Origin of the sequence: Bacillus sp. VT 712, from assembly GCF_001614195.1 — a bacterium.
GTDB classification, from domain to species: Bacteria; Bacillota; Bacilli; order Bacillales; family Bacillaceae_H; genus Priestia; species Priestia flexa.
This window is the reverse complement of record NZ_LWBK01000003.1, coordinates 81824-99582: the sequence shown is the minus strand read 5'-3', so window position 1 is coordinate 99582 and position 17759 is coordinate 81824. Positions and strand designations below refer to the sequence as shown.

The window sequence follows — 17759 nt, the reverse complement described above, 5'->3', positions numbered from 1 at the left end:
ATTTGCTTTCAGGAGGAGCTTATGAAAAGACTATCTGCCCTTGCCGCTCTCGCATTTGTTGGTTATATTTGTCATTATGATATTAAATATGGTACGATCCCTTCCTCAACTGAAGCTGCTCCTGTCATAGCAAATGTTGAGAAAGAAAAACCAACACAAACAACAACACACTTTATAGAAGTAAGAGTAAAAGCTGGTGATACAGTATTGTCCATTATAGAAAAAGCACTAAAAGGCTCTATTCCCGTTTCAATCAATCAGCTATCAAAGGACTTTACAAGCTTAAACAACGGGCTTTCTCCACATGAAATTCAAGTTGGAAAAACATATAAATTTCCTACTTACAAGTAATTACAGCATACTTCTTGTCAAACAAAGATTGTCATTGTTAAAATAAACAAGCGACACTTTATACTAGTTATTTTATCTATAAAGAGTTATTCTATTAATGAATCTAAATTCTTGATTTCTTTTTGAAGGAGAGATTATCACGTGAGTGAAATTATACATCGTACAAAAACACGCCCTGTTAAAGTTGGAAATTTAACAATCGGTGGTAATAATGAAGTAGTTATCCAAAGCATGACAACAACAAAGACACATGATGTTGAAGCAACGGTTGCTGAAATCAAGCGCCTAGAAGAAGCAGGGTGTCAAGTTGTTCGCGTAGCTTGCCCAGATGAGCGCGCAGCAAATGCTATTGCAGATATTAAAAAACAAATCAATATCCCTTTAGTTGTTGACATTCATTTCGATTACCGTCTTGCTTTAAAAGCAATTGAAGGCGGAGCTGATAAAATTCGAATTAACCCAGGAAACATTGGACGCCGTGAAAAAGTTGAAGCTGTTGTGAACGCTGCGAAAGCTAAGGGTATTCCAATTCGTATTGGAGTTAACGCAGGGTCACTTGAAAAGCGTATTCTAGATAAATACGGATATCCAACGGCTGATGGCATGGTGGAAAGTGCATTACATCACATTAAAATTCTAGAGGATTTAGACTTCCACGATATCATCGTATCCATGAAAGCTTCTGATGTAAACCTAGCCATTGAAGCATATGAAAAGGCAGCAAAAGCTTTTGATTATCCTCTACACTTAGGTATCACAGAGTCTGGTACATTATTTGCTGGAACAGTAAAAAGCGCTGCTGGATTAGGTGCTATTTTATCTAAAGGTATTGGAAATACCGTTCGTGTATCTTTAAGTGCCGATCCAGTTGAAGAAGTAAAGGTAGCTCGCGAATTATTAAAATCATTCGGTTTAGCAGCTAACGCAGCGACTTTAATTTCTTGTCCTACATGCGGACGCATTGAAATTGACCTCATTAGCATTGCAAACGAAGTCGAAGAGTATATTTCACACATTAAGGCACCAATTAAAGTTGCCGTATTAGGTTGTGCAGTAAACGGACCTGGTGAAGCTCGTGAAGCCGATATCGGAATTGCTGGCGCTCGAGGTGAAGGATTGCTCTTCCGCAAGGGTGAAATCGTTCGTAAGGTTCCAGAGGAAACAATGGTTGAAGAGTTGAAAAAAGAAGTAGATAAAATTGCTGAAGAATATTATGAAAAACAAAAAGCAGAACAAAATGCTTAAAAAACAGGGTACCGTTTCGGTACCCTGTTTTCTTTGTTAAAAGAACGGGAGGACAAAGGTTCCCACAATAATGGATACAATCCCAATTCCTATTGCCCATGCTCCTAACGTATATGCTCCTTTTCTTCGTGCGATAAACCCTAAAATAATCCCAGCTGCGCCAAGGATAATTGGCAAGAAGAATAACGAAAGAATGGATAGGATTAGCGCAAAACGCCCATACCCTTTCCCTTCATCTCGATCAACTACTTCATGTTCACGATGAATATGCTCTTCACGTGCTGAAGCTGGAACTGCTATCTCAGCAGCCGTTTCTTCCATAAAGTCTGCTTCGTACGCGTCATAATCTATATCCTTACGTCGTTCATGCTGCTCATTCTCCATGTCTATCCCTCACTTTCTGAAATAAAGGAGCATTTATAGTATGTGATGTCATCTTAAAATTATAGTTGTTAATGTTTTCTTACTTTAGTACACTTAACATAACAAGCCGCTAGAGAAGATTTTACAGATTGGAGTGCAATTGGTTGTCTAAACGATTTGGAATTGACATTGATGGAACAGTCACTTCACCCGAAACATTTGTTTCTCATTTGAATAAAGCATTTAATGCAAATTTAACTTACGAAGATATTACGGAGTATGATTTTTTACCTTTTGTAAATGCTACTCGCGAAGAATTAGCACAATGGTTTACAGACAACGAAGCTGCCATTTACAAAACATCCCCTCTTGCTCCACATGCAAAGGAAATTTTGCAGCAATGGCATAAGCAGCATGAGCTCTTTTTTATCAGCGCTCGCTCAGATAAGCTATTGGATGTGACAGAAAATTGGTTTAATGAACATGATGTATCCTTTCATCATATTGAACTAATTGGAACGCACTTTAAAGTAGAAGCAGCGAAAAAGCACAAAGTGGATATCTTTTTTGAGGACAAACACGATAATGCTTGTGATATAAGCGAAGAGTGCGATATACCCGTCATTCTTTTTGATACACCTTATAACCGCCTTCCAGTGCCGTCAAAAGTGGTACGGGTTCATAATTGGATAGAAGCAAATGAATGGGTAAACAATTGGTTAAAAATACAATCATAATTGCAACAATAAAGAGTTTGGGACATAACAAAATGATTGGTTCTAAAAGACGAACACTAGCTGTTCCCATCTCTTTGATTTGTCTCAACACGTTCGTTCCATTGCGCTACGGCCACTCGCTTTCCGCGGGGAGGAACCTGAGCTTCCTCGCTGCGCTGCGGGATCTCAGTTTTCCCTCTCTTTCCCGCAGGAGTCGAGTGTCCTACGCTCCATTCCACCCTGTTTCCAACATTGTTTTCACAATCAACCAAAAAACCTGAACGATTAAAAGTGAGAAACTCTCGATCGTTCAGGTTTATCATTGGCTGAATTACTTATATCCCAGCCTCTTTGTTTATAAAATTTAGTTTACCACTTGCTCGTTACAATCCGTACATTTGCCGTAGATTTCAAATTTATGTCCCGTTACATCGAATCCCTTTAAGTCTTCGTTTACATACTTCATTGGACAAGCATCAATTTCTTTTGTTTTGCCGCATTCTAAGCAAATAAAGTGATGATGGTGGTGTTTAGTTGCACATTTAAAGCGGAAGTGCTTTTCACTTGAAAGCTCCGTCATCTCTAATATGCCAAGGTCTGCAAATAGTGATAAGTTACGATAAATAGTATCAAAGCTAAGACCTGGATAATCCAATCGCATATGCTCTAACACATCTTTAGCCGTTAAGTACTTATCCGTTTTTGAAAACAACGTAAGCATTTCTTCTCGTTTTCCAGTATGCTTATATCCTTCATCTTTTAACAAATTAATTGCTTCTGACAAATTCATGTTCTTTTCCCCTTTCGCCCTTTGTTAATCATAATTGATATAATTAAAATTATAACAGCAATGACAACAATTGTACCTCCGGGAGCTAAATCTAAATAGTAAGCTGAAAACAACCCACCTAGTACGGATACTTCTCCAAACATGACCGATAATAAAATGGTTTGTTTGAAACCATTAGCTAAGCGAATGCTCGCTGCTACCGGAAGCGTCATTAAGGATGACACTAATAAAATTCCAACAATTCGCATGGAAACCGCAATAACTAAAGCAACCATTACGATAAATAAAAAATGCACCCATTTCGCTTTAATGCCAGATGCTGACGCATGCTCTTCATCAAAGGATAAAATAAATAATTCTTTATAAAATACGAAAACGAGCGTAATAACTACTACCGCAATACCAATAACCGTCCATAAATCCGATCGGCTTACAGCACTCACGCTACCAAACAAATAATTCATTAGGTCATTGTTAAAGCCATCTGCTAATGAAATACAAATGGCACTAATTCCTATTCCGCCCGATAAAATAATGGGAATGGCTAATTCTTGGTAATGCTTGTAAACCGCACGTAGCTTTTCAATGAAAAGCGATCCTCCAACTGAAGCAACCATTCCTAGATATAGTGGATTTACCCCTTGCATAAACCCTACTTTCTGACTCAATAACAAGCTGAAAGAAATTCCGGCAAGAGTTACATGGCTAAGCGCATCTGCAATAAGAGAAAGGCGGCGCACAACGATAAAAGCGCCCAAAAGCGGAGCTAGGATTCCAATGATCATTCCCGTTGCAAATGCATTGCGTAAAAATTCAAATTCAAATAAACTTGCAATCATGCGTGCTGCCCTCCATGGTCATGGTGATGAGTTAACATATGAATGTCATGTCCATAAAACATGGATACATCATGCTCACAAAACGTTTCAAAGTCCTTTGATTCCCCGTGAAAATGTAAAAATTTATTTAAACACGCAACGTGCGTTACTTTATCAGTGATCGTTCCAATATCATGCGTAACAAGTAACAGCGTAATTCCGTGTTCCTTATTTAGCTTTTCTAATAATTGATAAAAATTTTGAACATTTTGAGCATCCACACCAACCGTTGGCTCATCTAATATAAGCAGCTCCGGATCACTCACAAGAGCACGTGCAATAAAAATACGCTGTTGCTGTCCACCGGATAACTCACCTATATTTCGATTTATAAACTCACTCATACCAACTGCCGCTATTGCTTCTTTGACTTTTTTTCGATGTGCTGGTGTCATAAACTTAAACAAGCCAATCTTAGACGTTAGCCCTGTTGATACAACTTCAAATACAGTTGCGGGAAAACCACTGTTAAAACTATTTGCTTTTTGTGACACATAGCCAATTTTGCTTCGCTCTTTAAATTTTCTTTGTTCTGTCCCAAATAAGCGAATTAATCCTTTTGAAGGCTTCTGCAATCCTAGAATACATTTAATAAGCGTTGATTTTCCAGAGCCATTTGGACCCACAAGCCCTAAAAAAGACCCTTTTGGAATTGAAAAGCTAATGTCTTCTAAAACATATCTCCCATCGTATTGGAACGATAATTGTTCAACTTCAATAGCATTCGCTACACTCATATCCATCACCATTCTTTTCTATATTTAAGCACGACGAACAGGGCACGGTTTATTGTCTTAGCCGTTACCCCATTCATGTCAGAATCGTTACGATTTAATCATTCTAGTAGTATACCTCAATCCTACTTTGTTGTAAACTTTAACACATAAAGAAAATTGGCACATGTGGCACTTTCCCTCATACAATATATATAACGAGGAGGGATTGACATGAAAATTGTTCAACAAATCGTTAACAAAAAAATAAATAACTTAACACCCAAAGAGCTGCTTAGCTATAGTAAGCAGTATAATGTATTCATTACACCTGAACAGGCTCATACTCTTGTAAACGTCATTAAGCAAAAACCTGTAAATATTTACAATGAATCTGAGCGGCGTTATTTAATTAAACAAATTGCTCAAGTAACAGATCGTGAAACGGCTAAAAAGGTTAATGAGCTGTTCCAAAAACTGATGTAACATAAACAAAGAGTCTAAGAAAAAACGAAACGATTTTTTCTCAAAGACCACGTATGCCTTTTCTAAAGTCTTTAGGCTGTAATAACCAGTTCGTTCCATTGCGCTGCAGACACTCGCTTTCCGCGGGGAGGAATCTGAGCCTCCTCGCTGCGCTGCGGGGTCTCAGCCTTTCCTCTGTTCCCGCAGGAGTCATATGTCTTACGCTCCATTCCACTAGGCTTTTTAACTTATTTTCAAAACAAACAAAAAGATACCCAAACTATCAAAAGTCGTTAACTTCCACTAGTTCGGATATCTCGTTAGCTCAAATACTTATGTCCCAGCTTATTTTAGCTGTTAGCTCATCAGCTTATTTTGTAACTCGGGATCAAACGTTTTTGCTTTTAGCATATCAATTTCAAGCTTATACGGTGCTTTTTTCGTCTTTTTGTCAATACCAACGTACGGCGTTTCTAAAATTTTAGGTACATCCACAAATGCTGGATGATGGACAATGTAATTTAACGCGTCAAATCCAATATGGCCAAATCCAATATTTTCATGTCGGTCTTTTTTAGCCCCACAGCTATTTTTACTATCGTTAACGTGCAGTACTTTAATACGGTCGATACCTACTGTTTTGTCGAATTCGTTTAGCACACCGTCAAAATCATTCACAATATCATAGCCTGCATCGTGAACGTGACATGTATCAAAGCAAACCGACAGCTTTTCGTTATGCGTCACTCCATCAATAATCATAGCGATTTCTTCAAAACTTCTTCCACATTCAGAACCTTTTCCAGCCATAGTTTCTAAAGCAATTTGTACTTCTTGGTCTGGACGAAGCACTTCGTTTAACCCACTAATAATCTGCTTGATTCCTGTTTCTGCCCCTGCTCCTACATGAGCTCCTGGATGAAGCACAATTTGGCGAGCCCCAAGAGCATGCGTGCGCTGAATTTCTGAAGTTAAAAACTCTACTCCAAGCTCAAACGTGGCTGGATTTGTTGTATTCCCAATATTAATGATATATGGAGCATGCACAACGATATTATCAATACCGTTTTCTTTCATATGCTGTAGACCAGCTTCAATGTTTAGCTCTTCAATTTTTTTGCGTCTTGTATTTTGAGGAGCACCCGTATAAATCATAAACGTATTCGCTCCATATGAAACAGCTTCTTCACTAGCACCAAGTAACATCTTTTTCCCACTCATTGATACGTGTGAACCGATTTTTAACATGTTGTTACCACCTCTGTTTTAGCGATTATTCCGGCGCTCGCTTCTTTTTTTCTTCTGAACAAATTTTTGAATTTCTCGAGCACGTTTTTTCTTATAACCAGGTTTTACTTTCTTCGGCTTTTGAATTAAGCGACTTGCTTCTTTATCAACGTCATCCGTTTTCTTTTGACGTTTTTTACGACGGTTGCGGTCATCAATTGAAATCCACTCACCGTTTTTTAAGTCTTTGTTCACAAACTCAATTCCCATTTTCTCAAGTCGAATCACTGCATCTTCATCTTCTACATCATACATTGTAGCAGCAATTCCTGAATATCCAGCACGTGCTGTACGTCCTACGCGATGAATATAAAAATCCAGGTCTGAAGGAAGCTCAAAGTTAATTACGTGGCTAATTCCTTCAATATCAATACCGCGAGCTGCTAAATCTGTTGCAACAACGTATTGAAACTCTAAATTTGAGATTTGTTTCATCATTTTCTTACGATCACGCGGCGTTAAATCCCCGTGAATACGACCTACGCGAAGACCTTTTGCCATTAAATCATCCGCTACTTCATCAGCCATCTTCTTCGTGTTGGTAAACACAATAGCTAAATATGGGTTATACGACAAAAGCATATCATGTAAAAGTTTAAACTTGTTACGGTGACGAAGTGGTACTAATACATGCTCTAGCTTAGCTGCTGCTACTTGGTTTGGTGATACGTGAGAATACTTAGGGTTATCCATATATTTTTTCAAGAATGGCTTTAATTTCTCTGGAATTGTAGCTGAGAATACAAGCATTTGAAGCTTTTCAGGCATGCTACTCGCTAAGCGATCTACATCTTCTAAAAAGCCCATATCAAGCATTAAATCTGCTTCATCCACAACGATTGCTGCAGTTGTATGAACAAATAACGCTTTTTCATTCACTAAGTCAAATAAACGTGAAGGTGTTCCAACGACAATTTGCGGCTGTTTTTTTAGCTTTTCAATCGTACGCTGCTTGTCTGTTCCACCAATAAAACATTTTGCCGTAATTTCTTTGCCTTCTTCACAGTACTTCGTAATCTTTAGTACTTCTTTATAAATTTGTGAAGCTAACTCACGTGTTGGTGCCGCAATAACAACCTGTACTTCTTGTTTTGCTGGATTTACTTTTTCTAAAAGAGGAAGTAAATATGCATGTGTTTTACCTGTTCCAGTTTGCGACTGACCAATAACGCTGTCTCCCTTTAAAACTGATGGAATTAAGCGTTCTTGAATTTCCGTTGGGTTATAAAACCCTAATTGCTTGATTGCTTCTATTAAAAATGGCTGTAGCTCAAAACGTTCAAAGTTAGTTTTTTCCATATTAAATCTCCTTTTTTTACTGTCACGTTCAATTTTAAACACAATATATGATTATAATCCATTTTGCTCTCGCTGACTACTGATCATTTCGATTCTAAAAACTTATGTTGGGTTTTGCAAACATTTTCGGTACAAATGCATAGGATAAAGAAGAAGTTTACTAACCTAAAGGAGGTGCGCTCTTTGATTCCAAGAAGACCATCCTTTCCCCCTCGTATGCAGAGTCCTTTTGGACCTACTAATACTCAACAAACATTCTTCCCGAATACACAGGGAATCAACCCTCAAGGAACGTCTCGTGGTCCAGGGAATTTACTAGCTCGTATATTTGGAAGAGGTCGTTCTGGTGCCAGAGGTCCTGAAGCCATTGGAGGTTCTGGAGCTGCTGGAGCTCAAAGGATGATTCCACCTACTTCTCTATTTAATACGGTTCAAAGTGCAGCTACACCAGCATCGTCTGCTTCATTATTAAGTAACTTGCAGAACTTAACGAACCCTGCTACGCTTAGCTCTATGATGACCAATATTCAAAAGGTTATTAAAGTAGCTGAAACCATGGGGCCAATGGTACAACAATACGGACCACTCGTTAAAAACGCTCCATCTCTCCTAAAAATGTATCAGCTATTACGAACGGCGGATACAGATGAAGGAGAAGAGAATGACGCAAATAACGATAGCGAAGAAAAAGAAAATGAAGTAAGTAAGCAGGTTGATGGTTTAAAAGAGGACGAAAAAGAAAAAAAATCAGAAAGTGACGAGTTTGATTTTGATAATCAAGAAATTAAATCTGTTAAAAAGGTACGCCAATCAACACCAAAGCTTTACATTTAAGATAAAAAAGGTAGAGAGGTTAACATCTACCTTTTATACATACTTGCATCGAAACTAAGGGCTAATTCCAGTTATTGAGATGAACCATTACAGCACCAATATATTCTTTGTATTATTCTTCATGCTTTTATATAATAGAAAGGAGTTTACAAATACTCGTCACCTTATGATGAGGAGGATACTAATGAAGGTTATAAAGATTGCTCCACGCGGCTATTGCTATGGAGTTGTTGATGCAATGGTTATTGCACGCAACGCAGCTTTGGATACATCACTTCCACGCCCAATTTATATATTAGGCATGATTGTGCATAACAAGCACGTAACAGACGCGTTTGAAGAAGATGGAATCATTACCCTAGACGGTGCAAACCGTTTAGAGATTTTAGATAAAATTAATGAAGGTACGGTCATTTTTACAGCTCATGGTGTATCACCAGAAGTAAAAGAACGCGCAAAGGAAAAAGGACTTGTTACCATTGACGCAACGTGTCCAGACGTAACAAAAACCCATGACCTTATTCTTGCAAAAGAAAAAGAAGGCTATGAGGTTGTCTATATCGGCAAAAAAGGCCATCCTGAGCCAGAAGGTGCAGTTGGAATTGCACCTCACATCGTTCATCTAATTGAAAAAGAAGAAGATGTGGAATCCCTTGCGATTACAAGAGATAAAATCATTGTGACTAATCAAACAACAATGAGCCAATGGGACGTAGCCGATGTGATTGAAAAAGTTCAGGAGAAGTACCCTCATGCTGAAGTTCATAAAGAAATTTGCCTAGCAACACAAGTACGTCAAGAAGCGGTAGCGGAACAAGCCGGAGAAGCCGACGTGACAATTGTTGTCGGTGATCCAAAAAGTAATAACTCTAACCGCCTAGCGCAGGTTTCTGAAGAGATTGCTGGAACAAAAGCTTATCGTATTAGCGATATTTCTGAGCTTGAAGTGGATTGGCTTAAAGATGCTACTTCTGTTGCTGTAACGGCTGGTGCATCAACTCCTACGCCAATTACAAAAGAAGTCATTAAGTATCTAGAGCAGTTTGACCCTGCTGATGAAACGACTTGGGCGCGCGAAAAAGCTGTTCCTTTATCAAAAATCTTACCAAAAGTACGTACAAAAAAATCATCCTAAAAAAAGATGCTCTGATGAGCATCTTTTTTATAGAAACGTAAATGGATTTGTATCAACTTGAGAAGAAAAGATCGTGCACTCAAACTTTTTGTCTTTACATAGCTCTTGCATTTTCTTTTCAACCCCTTGACGCATTACCTTTTCCACATGATGACCAGGATCGATAACGTTCAATCCCATCATCATCGCGTCATGAGCTACGTGAAAATATAAGTCTCCTGTAACGTAAACGTCCGCACCTTTAAACTTTGCATTAGAGATGTATTTGTTACCATCTCCACCTAATACGGCTACCTTTTTCACCGTATCATGTAAGTCACCAACAACTCTTAGCCCTTCTACATCTAACGCTTCTTTTACATGATGAGCAAATTCTTTTAAAGTCATCTCACGAGGAAGCTTTCCAATCTTCCCAAGACCGTACTCTTTTCCTTTTTGCTTAAGCTTATAAATGTCATACGCTACTTCTTCATATGGGTGAGCACGCAGCACAGCTTGTACAACTTTTTTTTGAAGCTTTGCTGGAAAGATCGTTTCAATTTTCACTTCGTTCACGCGTTCTGCAGTACCCTGTGAGCCGATATAAGGGTTTGCCTGCTCAGATGGAGTGAAGGTTCCAATCCCTTCTGTAAAGAAAGCACAGCCACTATATAGCCCTATCTCACCTGCACCGGCTTCTGAGATAGCTTGGTGAACGGCTTCATAGTGAGTTTTTGGCACATAGACTACAAGTTTATTTAGTTCTTCAGCACCCGTTGGAACAAGCACTTCGGTATTTTGCAAACCTAATGCATCAGCTAACAAATCGTTAACCCCACCCTCAGTAATATCTAAGTTCGTATGAGCAGCGTATACCGCAATATCATGTTTAATGCACTTTTCAACAATACGGCCAGCGGGTTGGTCCGTTTGAATTTGTTGTAATGGTCGAAAGATAGGAGGATGATGAGCGATAATGAGATCAACATGTTTTTCAATCGCTTCATCAACAACCGTTTCTAATACATCTAAGGTAATCATCACTTTATGAACCGGCTTGTTTAATGTCCCGATTTGCAAACCAATTTTATCCCCTTCCATAGCTAAGTGCTTCGGGGAAAAAGACTCAAACAGTTCAATAACTTGATAACCGTTTGGTACTTTATTCATGATAAAACCTCCTCAATGATTCGAATTTCATTTTCTAGCTTTTTCTTTTTTTCTTGCCCTTCTTTTGTTGTAGCTGATTTCTCCATTTGCTCGACGATCTTTTTTGTATGAGCTAGCTCATGATTCCATTTCTTTTTAAAAGCATCGTTTTTCTCTTTTGCTAAGATTGGACCTACTAAAATTCCCGCTTCAACTTTTTCATCATAAGACTCTAACGGCTCTCCTTGTTCAGCAACAAGAATTTCATAGATTCGACCGTCATCTTCCATGATTTTTTCGTCAATTAAAGACCATTTATGTTCAATTAACCACTGTCTGATATGATGAGCCCCAATATTAGGCTGAAGCACAAGTCTTGTAACGCCCTGTAGCTTTTCTTTCCCGTCTTCTAAAATGGTTTGAATTAAAGTTCCACCCATTCCTGCAATTGTAATGCAGTCTACTTCACCCGGTTTAATAACAGATAACCCATCTCCTTTTCTTACTTCAATAACGTCTGTTAAGTTTGTTTTTTCTACCTGCTTAACAGCTGATTGAAAAGGACCTTCTGTAATTTCACCTGCAATTGCTCCTTTTATATACCCTTGTAAATATGCATAGCAAGGTAGATAAGCATGATCTGATCCAATATCAGCAAGCATAGCTCCTTTTGGAATTGATTTTGCGACTTCTTCTAGTCGCTTGGATAATTTTAGCTCATTCATTGTCTTGTCACCTATTCTTTATGTAATTACTGTTCCTTATTTTATCACAAACACTGTTGCGAATCATACTGTGACTCCGCTTCTATTATTTCCTATATCCCATAAAAAAAAGCCTCTTCGTTTGTAAGAGGCTACCATAAAAATCCTATTTATTTAATTTCTGAAACCCATTTCGCCATCTCAGGAGCTTTTTCAGCAGATATTAACCCTGGTGGCATTGATCCCTTTCCGTTCACTAGGATATCAGCAATTTCTTCTTCAGAAAGCTTGTCGCCCACTCCTTTTAAAGCTGGCCCTACGCCTCCTTGATACTGATCGCCGTGACATCCAATACAGTTTTGTTGATAGAGATCTTCAGGCTTTGCTGAGGCTTGATCTTCTTCGCCTCCACCTTCTTTTTCAGCGGCTATTTCTTCTGCGTTGTTGAGACCATTAAATGAGAAGGTTACCATTAATCCAATTCCAATAAGTGCAATAAGCAAAAATGGTATCAGTGGATTTCGATTCATTAACTATACCCCCTTTATGTATTCCCATCCCGTGAAATAGCAAAAATAGTATAAGCATCTTTATTTTACTGTAAAACGAGGACAAGTGAAAGGGTTTTATTTACAGAATTATCTAACCTATCCATAAAATCTACTATTTTTCGAAGCGTTTACACTTTTCAAGTAGTTAATTAGCACCCAATTTGCCTAGCAATAACGGAACGCTGAATTTCAGATGTCCCTTCGCCAATCTCCAACAGCTTGGCATCACGTAAAAAGCGCTCAACCTGATACTCTTTCATATAACCATATCCACCGTGGATTTGAATCGCTTGGCTCGCTACTTCCATACATATTTCAGAGGCATATAGTTTACACATGGCTGCTTCCTTAGTAAAAGGTTTGCCTTGATCTTTCAGCCATGCTGCCTTATAAACCATTGTTCTTGCCAGTTCCACTTTCATGGCCATATCTGCTAGTTTAAATTGGATTGCTTGAAAAGACGAAAGTGTTTTTCCAAACTGCTTTCTTTCTTGTGCATAAGCAAGAGCTTTTTCATAAGCCGCTTGAGCAATTCCAACTCCCATTGCTCCAATTCCAATTCGTCCTCCGTCGAGCGTTTTTAAGAATTGCTTAAATCCCTCTCCTTTTTTGCCAAGTAGATTTTCTTCTGGCACTTTTACGTCTTCTAGAATTAGTTCCGTTGTATTTGAAGCATGAAGTCCCATCTTTTCATAATTATCGATGACTGAGAAACCAGCTGCATCAGTCGGCACAATTAACGCAGAAATCTCTTTTTTTCCTTCATGTCTTGCCGTTACAGCTGTCAAAGCTAAAAATTTTGCATAGCTTGCATTGGTAATGTAGCATTTACTACCGTTAATCGTATATTCACCATTTTCTAACTCTGCACTTGTTTCAGTTCCTCCAGCATCACTTCCCGCATTAGGCTCAGTTAACCCAAATGCTCCAAACGATTCTCCTGTGCAGATTGGAACTAAGTATTTTTCTTTTTGCTCCGGTGTTCCAAATAGGTGAATAGGCGCACCCCCTAACGATACATGAGCAGAATATGTAATTCCCGTTGAGCCACACGCTCTGCTTAGCTCTTCTACTACAATTGCAAAGCTGACCGTATCAGCACCGCCCCCACCATACTCTTCTGGGAAAGGAAGTCCCATAACGCCTAAATCAGATAACTTTTTAAACACATCTAACGGAAATTCTTTCGTCTTGTCTCGTTCCAATGCTCCTGGTGCAACCTCAGCTTCAGAAAACTCTCGAAGTGTTTTTTGAATCATTTTCTGTTCTGCCGTTAATTCAAAATTCATCTCAAATCCCCCCAAACAAAATGTATACGCTTACAATAATTAATTATAAGTCATTTTTGTAAATTTTCTCAACTTTTAAAATAAGAGAATCTATTTCATGATATAATAAACGAAAGTTTCTTTTAAAAAATGACAGCGATTGCATTTAAGGGCGTGACTGGATAAATTAGTGGATTTTTTTTAAAAGAGCATTTGCAAAACAAAACTCATTTCAGTAAAATATATTCAAAGGGTAGTGATTGGTAAAAAAAAGAAGCAAAAAAATAGTTTACTCCTATATAGAAGTAAACTATTAATTCATCACAAATTCTATTCTAAGAAATCCTTTAAGCGCTTGCTGCGGCTTGGATGTCTTAACTTACGTAGCGCTTTTGCTTCAATTTGACGAATACGTTCACGTGTTACGCCAAACACTTTTCCAACTTCTTCAAGTGTACGTGTACGACCATCATCTAAGCCAAAACGAAGACGCAGCACATTTTCTTCACGATCTGTTAACGTATCTAAGACGTCTTCTAATTGCTCTTTTAATAGTTCATAAGCAGCGTGCTCAGAAGGCGATGTTGCATCTTGATCTTCAATGAAGTCACCTAAATGAGAATCATCTTCTTCACCAATAGGCGTTTCAAGTGAAACAGGCTCTTGCGCAATTTTTAAGATTTCACGTACTTTTTCTGGCATTAAATCCATATCCTCTGCAATTTCTTCTGGAGATGGCTCACGACCTAAGTCTTGCAGTAATTGACGTTGAACACGAATTAACTTGTTAATTGTTTCTACCATGTGTACAGGAATACGAATTGTTCTTGCTTGGTCTGCAATCGCACGTGTGATGGCTTGACGAATCCACCATGTTGCATACGTACTAAATTTGTAACCTTTACGGTAATCAAACTTTTCAACTGCTTTAATTAGGCCCATATTTCCTTCTTGAATTAAATCTAAGAAAAGCATGCCGCGTCCTACATATCTCTTAGCAATACTTACAACTAGACGTAAGTTTGCTTCTGCTAAACGGCGCTTAGCTTCTTCATCGCCTTCTTCAATACGTTTTGCCAAGTTAATTTCTTCTTCAGCAGATAGAAGATCTACACGACCAATTTCTTTCAAATACATACGAACAGGGTCATTGATTTTTACTCCTGGTGGCACGCTAAGATCATTCAAATCAAACTCTTCTTCCTTAGACAATTGTTGAATATCTGGATCCGCATCTTCATTTGCTTCTGCTTCACTCATCACTTCAACACCTTGTTCACCAAGGAATTCATAGTATTCATCCATTTGGTCGGACTCAATTTCAAAATTTGCCATGCGCTCAGCAATTTCTTCATATGTGAGAACACCACGTTTTTTACCAATTTCAGTCAATTGTTCTTTGACTTGCTCTATTGTTAAATCTGAATCAAGTTGCTTTGAATGTGCTGATTTTTCAGCCATCAAATCCCCTCCTTCCAAAATTTTGAGGACACCTTTTTTAAAAGTGGGACTAATAAACACGTTTTATTTTAACGCCTTTTTTAATTCCAAAATTTCCATTGCAATCGTCGCAGCCTTTACATAATCCTTTTGACGCTCCGCTTCTTGCCTTTGCTGCTCTTTTTCTTTTATTATGGACTTCTTTTCATAATTCAACACTTGTTGAATGTAATCATGCAACGCTTGCTCCGACAATTCTTCGTTAATTGACATCATCGCTAGTTCCGAAGCTAAACCTGTCAGATTTGAATCAGGAATACGTTCGATAAAGTTGCTTGGGTTAGGACTATACCCTTCTTCGTAGTAACCATACAAGTATGTCACAAGAGCCCTATGTTCTTCTATATTAAACTGTGCTTGAAGCAGATCTTGAATCCGAAACGCTATATCCCTGTCTTTTAGCATATATGCAATTAAATGCCTCTCTGCATTTTCATGTGCAGGAAGAAGTTTTTTTTTGGTGACAGGATGTCTTGATATAGTATTTCTATTCCAAGAATCATTATCCTTTTTCACTTCATGGCGAACTTGTTGTTGCTGTTCCTTTAAAGCATCTAATGAAATTGAAAACTCTTGAGACAGTTGCCTGAGGTAATAGTCTTTTTCGACCGCTTTTGTTAATTGACTAACTGCTTTTAACACTTCATCAATGTACTTCATGCGATCAGCTTCAATCTGCAAGTTCTTACCACGTCGCAAGTATCGCATTTTAAACGCCATAAGCGTCAAGCTGTTTTCAATGACTTCGTTTCGAAATTTTGCTGCTCCAAACTCTTTTATATAATCGTCAGGGTCATATCCATCCGGCATCGTGGCGACTTTTACTGAGCAGCCTGCATCTGTTAAAATATTCACAGCTTTATACGCAGCTTCAATACCTGCCGAGTCTGCATCATAGCATACAATAACGGATTCAACGTTTCGGCGAATAATTTTTGCCTGCTCTTCTGTAAGCGCAGTACCCATCGTTGCAATTGACTGTTGACACTCAGCAGTAACCGATGAAATAACGTCTGCGAATCCTTCAAATAAAATGACTTGTTGATTTTTTCTGATGTGTTTTTTTGCACGGTGAAAATTGTAGAGTGTACGACTTTTATTAAAGATTGAAGTTTCGGGACTATTTAGATACTTAGGCTGCCCTTTTATCTCTTTTAATAGGCGACCTGAAAAAGCAATGGTTCTTCCTTGTAAGTCTGCAATAGGAAACATAACTCGATCTCGAAACCGATCGAAATAGCTTTCTTCTTGATTTCGTTTAATAATAAGACCTGCAGCTTCCATTTCATCTGGCTTAAATCCACGCTTTGTTAAAAACTTAGTAACGAAATCCCAGGAATCTAGCGCATATCCAATTTCAAACTCGTCTATAATTTCTCTTGTGAAACCACGGTTGATTAAATAGTCATAGGCTTCCTGGCCTTCTTTTGTATTTACCAATAAATGATGATAAAATTTCTTTAAAAGCTCATGTGCATCAACAAGGGCATTTTCTGACTTTGAACCCTCAGAGCTCGGCTGTTGCACTTCATATTCAAATGGAATGTTTCCTTTATCAGCAAGGTGTTGAGCAGCTTCGGTAAATGAAAGCCCCTCTAAATCCATAACAAATGAAAATGCGTTTCCTCCAGCTCCACAGCCAAAGCAATGATAAATTTGCTTATCTGGCGATACGGAAAACGATGGTGTATTTTCCCCATGAAACGGACACAGCCCAAAATAGTTTCGGCCCTGTTTCGTTAGCTGCACATAGTCGCTTATGACATCGACAATATCTACTGAACGCCGAATACGATCAATCACTTCATCAGGAATTCGATTTGCCATGTTAACAGCTCCGTATTTCTATAGTAATTCTTCATCAAAAGCTAAATTCCTTCACGTTTCGACAATATTTTTTCGAGTGCTGTGCTGAATTTTTCTCTGTCTTCATCGTTAAAAGCTTTAGGACCTTTTGAATAGCGACCTGCTTTTCTTTCCTTTGCTGAAACATATCGAAAAAAAAGAACCGTATCCATATCGTTCTCACTATATACTTTTCCACGTGGAGACAATACATAAACACGTCGACTAAGAAGCATGCTCGCTAACCCTGTATCCTGTGTTACAGCGACATCTCCTTGCTGAACATGATTTAAAATGTATAAGTCTACTGCTTCCTTCTCACTATCTACGTAAACCCACTTACCAGCTGAAGGGTTTGTTTGCATGTGAGCATATGAAGCAACAAAAACAACCTCAACGCAGTATGTATGTGCCAGTTCTACAATCTCTTTTTTTACAGGACACGCATCAGCATCGACAAAAATCGTATAGTTTCTTTTGCTATAACTCTGTATTCTACATCCCTCCACAGATTCCTTCTACCATTTGTAATTTCATGTAGATTGCGTTTGTCGAATACTTTTTAGACTCAATCCTTGACATTTATATAAATAGTTTATTCGTTCTTCACAGAGTCTAAACCTAAAACTATTCTTTTTTATCACAATTTTTAATTATAATATAACTACGCAATATTTTCTACCATAA

Annotated in this window: 19 protein-coding genes; 6 read left to right on the top strand and 13 right to left on the bottom strand. The window is 38.2% G+C overall.

The genetic code is table 11. From position 1 onward, the window contains the following. Positions 1 to 21 precede the first annotated feature (21 nt). Both yqfZ and ispG read left to right on the top strand, forming a co-directional pair. A complete protein-coding gene (yqfZ, locus tag A2U94_RS02140; protein ID WP_025911597.1) occupies positions 22 to 351 on the top strand; it encodes a protein YqfZ in 330 nt (109 codons plus the stop codon). 141 nt (positions 352 to 492) lie between these two features. After that, a complete protein-coding gene (ispG, locus tag A2U94_RS02135) occupies positions 493 to 1596 on the top strand; it encodes a flavodoxin-dependent (E)-4-hydroxy-3-methylbut-2-enyl-diphosphate synthase (RefSeq protein ID WP_025911598.1) in 1104 nt (367 codons plus the stop codon). Between the two features lie 36 nt (positions 1597 to 1632). On the opposite strand, the gene A2U94_RS02130 is transcribed toward ispG, so the two are convergent. Continuing rightward, the gene (locus A2U94_RS02130; RefSeq protein WP_025911599.1) at positions 1633 to 1980 is read right to left on the bottom strand and encodes a DUF4190 domain-containing protein; all 348 of its coding nucleotides are present in this window, start codon (positions 1978 to 1980) and stop codon (positions 1633 to 1635) included. A gap of 143 nt (positions 1981 to 2123) precedes the next feature. Between A2U94_RS02130 and A2U94_RS02125 the strand changes: the two genes are divergently transcribed. Beyond that, on the top strand, positions 2124 to 2696 hold the full coding sequence (locus A2U94_RS02125; RefSeq protein WP_025911601.1) for a 5' nucleotidase, NT5C type: 573 nt from the start codon (positions 2124 to 2126) through the stop codon (positions 2694 to 2696). 343 nt (positions 2697 to 3039) lie between these two features. On the opposite strand, the gene A2U94_RS02115 is transcribed toward A2U94_RS02125, so the two are convergent. The 3 genes from A2U94_RS02115 to A2U94_RS02105 are packed head-to-tail and all read right to left on the bottom strand — an operon-like array spanning position 3040 to position 5080. Beyond that, positions 3040 to 3465: a Fur family transcriptional regulator gene (locus A2U94_RS02115; protein WP_025911602.1), complete on the bottom strand. Its 426-nt coding sequence runs from the start codon at positions 3463 to 3465 to the stop codon at positions 3040 to 3042. Next, complete coding sequence (locus tag A2U94_RS02110) at positions 3462 to 4304, bottom strand: metal ABC transporter permease (RefSeq protein ID WP_025911604.1); 843 nt, start codon at positions 4302 to 4304, stop codon at positions 3462 to 3464. Before A2U94_RS02110 ends, A2U94_RS02115 begins: the two co-directional genes overlap by 4 nt. After that, a complete protein-coding gene (locus A2U94_RS02105; protein ID WP_025911605.1) occupies positions 4301 to 5080 on the bottom strand; it encodes a metal ABC transporter ATP-binding protein in 780 nt (259 codons plus the stop codon). The genes A2U94_RS02110 and A2U94_RS02105 overlap by 4 nt, the downstream gene beginning before the upstream one ends. A gap of 210 nt (positions 5081 to 5290) precedes the next feature. Between A2U94_RS02105 and A2U94_RS02100 the strand changes: the two genes are divergently transcribed. Beyond that, positions 5291 to 5542 (top strand): DUF2624 domain-containing protein, encoded by a 252-nt coding sequence (locus tag A2U94_RS02100; protein ID WP_025911607.1) that lies wholly within the window; start codon positions 5291 to 5293, stop codon positions 5540 to 5542. Between the two features lie 336 nt (positions 5543 to 5878). Here A2U94_RS02100 and A2U94_RS02095 read toward each other — a convergent pair whose 3' ends face one another. Both A2U94_RS02095 and A2U94_RS02090 read right to left on the bottom strand, forming a co-directional pair. Then, positions 5879 to 6769, bottom strand: coding sequence for a deoxyribonuclease IV (locus A2U94_RS02095; protein WP_025911609.1), 891 nt, complete (start codon positions 6767 to 6769; stop codon positions 5879 to 5881). An 18-nt stretch (positions 6770 to 6787) separates the two neighbouring features. Further along, positions 6788 to 8107, bottom strand: a complete 1320-nt coding sequence (locus tag A2U94_RS02090; RefSeq protein WP_025911611.1) for a DEAD/DEAH box helicase — start codon at positions 8105 to 8107, stop codon at positions 6788 to 6790. 183 nt (positions 8108 to 8290) lie between these two features. On the opposite strand from A2U94_RS02090, the gene vrrA reads away from it, so the two are divergent. Further along, positions 8291 to 8941 (top strand): VrrA/YqfQ family protein, encoded by a 651-nt coding sequence (gene vrrA, locus A2U94_RS02085; RefSeq protein WP_025911613.1) that lies wholly within the window; start codon positions 8291 to 8293, stop codon positions 8939 to 8941. A gap of 184 nt (positions 8942 to 9125) precedes the next feature. Beyond that, positions 9126 to 10076 carry a 4-hydroxy-3-methylbut-2-enyl diphosphate reductase gene (locus A2U94_RS02080; protein ID WP_025911614.1) on the top strand — a complete coding sequence of 317 codons (951 nt, stop codon included), beginning with the start codon at positions 9126 to 9128 and terminating at the stop codon, positions 10074 to 10076. A gap of 27 nt (positions 10077 to 10103) precedes the next feature. On the opposite strand, the gene A2U94_RS02075 is transcribed toward A2U94_RS02080, so the two are convergent. The 7 genes from A2U94_RS02075 to A2U94_RS02045 form a co-directional block, all read right to left on the bottom strand. After that, positions 10104 to 11225 (bottom strand): Nif3-like dinuclear metal center hexameric protein, encoded by a 1122-nt coding sequence (locus A2U94_RS02075; protein ID WP_025911615.1) that lies wholly within the window; start codon positions 11223 to 11225, stop codon positions 10104 to 10106. Next, positions 11222 to 11929, bottom strand: coding sequence for a tRNA (adenine(22)-N(1))-methyltransferase (locus A2U94_RS02070; RefSeq protein WP_025911616.1), 708 nt, complete (start codon positions 11927 to 11929; stop codon positions 11222 to 11224). Before A2U94_RS02070 ends, A2U94_RS02075 begins: the two co-directional genes overlap by 4 nt. A 149-nt stretch (positions 11930 to 12078) precedes the next feature. Further along, on the bottom strand, positions 12079 to 12438 hold the full coding sequence (gene cccA, locus A2U94_RS02065; protein ID WP_025911618.1) for a cytochrome c550: 360 nt from the start codon (positions 12436 to 12438) through the stop codon (positions 12079 to 12081). Positions 12439 to 12608: 170 nt separating this feature from the next. Then, complete coding sequence (locus A2U94_RS02060) at positions 12609 to 13748, bottom strand: acyl-CoA dehydrogenase family protein (protein ID WP_025911619.1); 1140 nt, start codon at positions 13746 to 13748, stop codon at positions 12609 to 12611. Positions 13749 to 14057: 309 nt separating this feature from the next. Further along, entirely contained in the window at positions 14058 to 15188 is a 1131-nt protein-coding gene (rpoD, locus tag A2U94_RS02055) for an RNA polymerase sigma factor RpoD (RefSeq protein WP_025911620.1), read from the bottom strand. A 63-nt stretch (positions 15189 to 15251) separates the two neighbouring features. Continuing rightward, positions 15252 to 17054 (bottom strand): DNA primase, encoded by a 1803-nt coding sequence (gene dnaG, locus A2U94_RS02050; RefSeq protein ID WP_025911622.1) that lies wholly within the window; start codon positions 17052 to 17054, stop codon positions 15252 to 15254. Positions 17055 to 17095: 41 nt separating this feature from the next. Continuing rightward, the gene (locus tag A2U94_RS02045) at positions 17096 to 17581 is read right to left on the bottom strand and encodes a YaiI/YqxD family protein (RefSeq protein WP_025911624.1); all 486 of its coding nucleotides are present in this window, start codon (positions 17579 to 17581) and stop codon (positions 17096 to 17098) included. Positions 17582 to 17759 lie beyond the last annotated feature (178 nt).

What these genes read in the sequence shown, in the direction of transcription:
- yqfZ (WP_025911597.1), top strand. Translation starts at nt 22, where the DNA reads ATGAAAAGACTATCTGCCCTTGCCGCTCTCGCATTTGTTGGTTATATT.
- A2U94_RS02130 (WP_025911599.1), bottom strand. Translation starts at nt 1,980, where the DNA reads ATGGAGAATGAGCAGCATGAACGACGTAAGGATATAGATTATGACGCG.
- A2U94_RS02115 (WP_025911602.1), bottom strand. Translation starts at nt 3,465, where the DNA reads ATGAATTTGTCAGAAGCAATTAATTTGTTAAAAGATGAAGGATATAAG.
- A2U94_RS02110 (WP_025911604.1), bottom strand. Translation starts at nt 4,304, where the DNA reads ATGATTGCAAGTTTATTTGAATTTGAATTTTTACGCAATGCATTTGCA.
- A2U94_RS02105 (WP_025911605.1), bottom strand. Translation starts at nt 5,080, where the DNA reads ATGAGTGTAGCGAATGCTATTGAAGTTGAACAATTATCGTTCCAATAC.
- A2U94_RS02100 (WP_025911607.1), top strand. Translation starts at nt 5,291, where the DNA reads ATGAAAATTGTTCAACAAATCGTTAACAAAAAAATAAATAACTTAACA.
- A2U94_RS02095 (WP_025911609.1), bottom strand. Translation starts at nt 6,769, where the DNA reads ATGTTAAAAATCGGTTCACACGTATCAATGAGTGGGAAAAAGATGTTA.
- A2U94_RS02090 (WP_025911611.1), bottom strand. Translation starts at nt 8,107, where the DNA reads ATGGAAAAAACTAACTTTGAACGTTTTGAGCTACAGCCATTTTTAATA.
- A2U94_RS02080 (WP_025911614.1), top strand. Translation starts at nt 9,126, where the DNA reads ATGAAGGTTATAAAGATTGCTCCACGCGGCTATTGCTATGGAGTTGTT.
- A2U94_RS02075 (WP_025911615.1), bottom strand. Translation starts at nt 11,225, where the DNA reads ATGAATAAAGTACCAAACGGTTATCAAGTTATTGAACTGTTTGAGTCT.
- A2U94_RS02070 (WP_025911616.1), bottom strand. Translation starts at nt 11,929, where the DNA reads ATGAATGAGCTAAAATTATCCAAGCGACTAGAAGAAGTCGCAAAATCA.
- cccA (WP_025911618.1), bottom strand. Translation starts at nt 12,438, where the DNA reads ATGAATCGAAATCCACTGATACCATTTTTGCTTATTGCACTTATTGGA.
- A2U94_RS02060 (WP_025911619.1), bottom strand. Translation starts at nt 13,748, where the DNA reads ATGAATTTTGAATTAACGGCAGAACAGAAAATGATTCAAAAAACACTT.
- rpoD (WP_025911620.1), bottom strand. Translation starts at nt 15,188, where the DNA reads ATGGCTGAAAAATCAGCACATTCAAAGCAACTTGATTCAGATTTAACA.
- dnaG (WP_025911622.1), bottom strand. Translation starts at nt 17,054, where the DNA reads ATGGCAAATCGAATTCCTGATGAAGTGATTGATCGTATTCGGCGTTCA.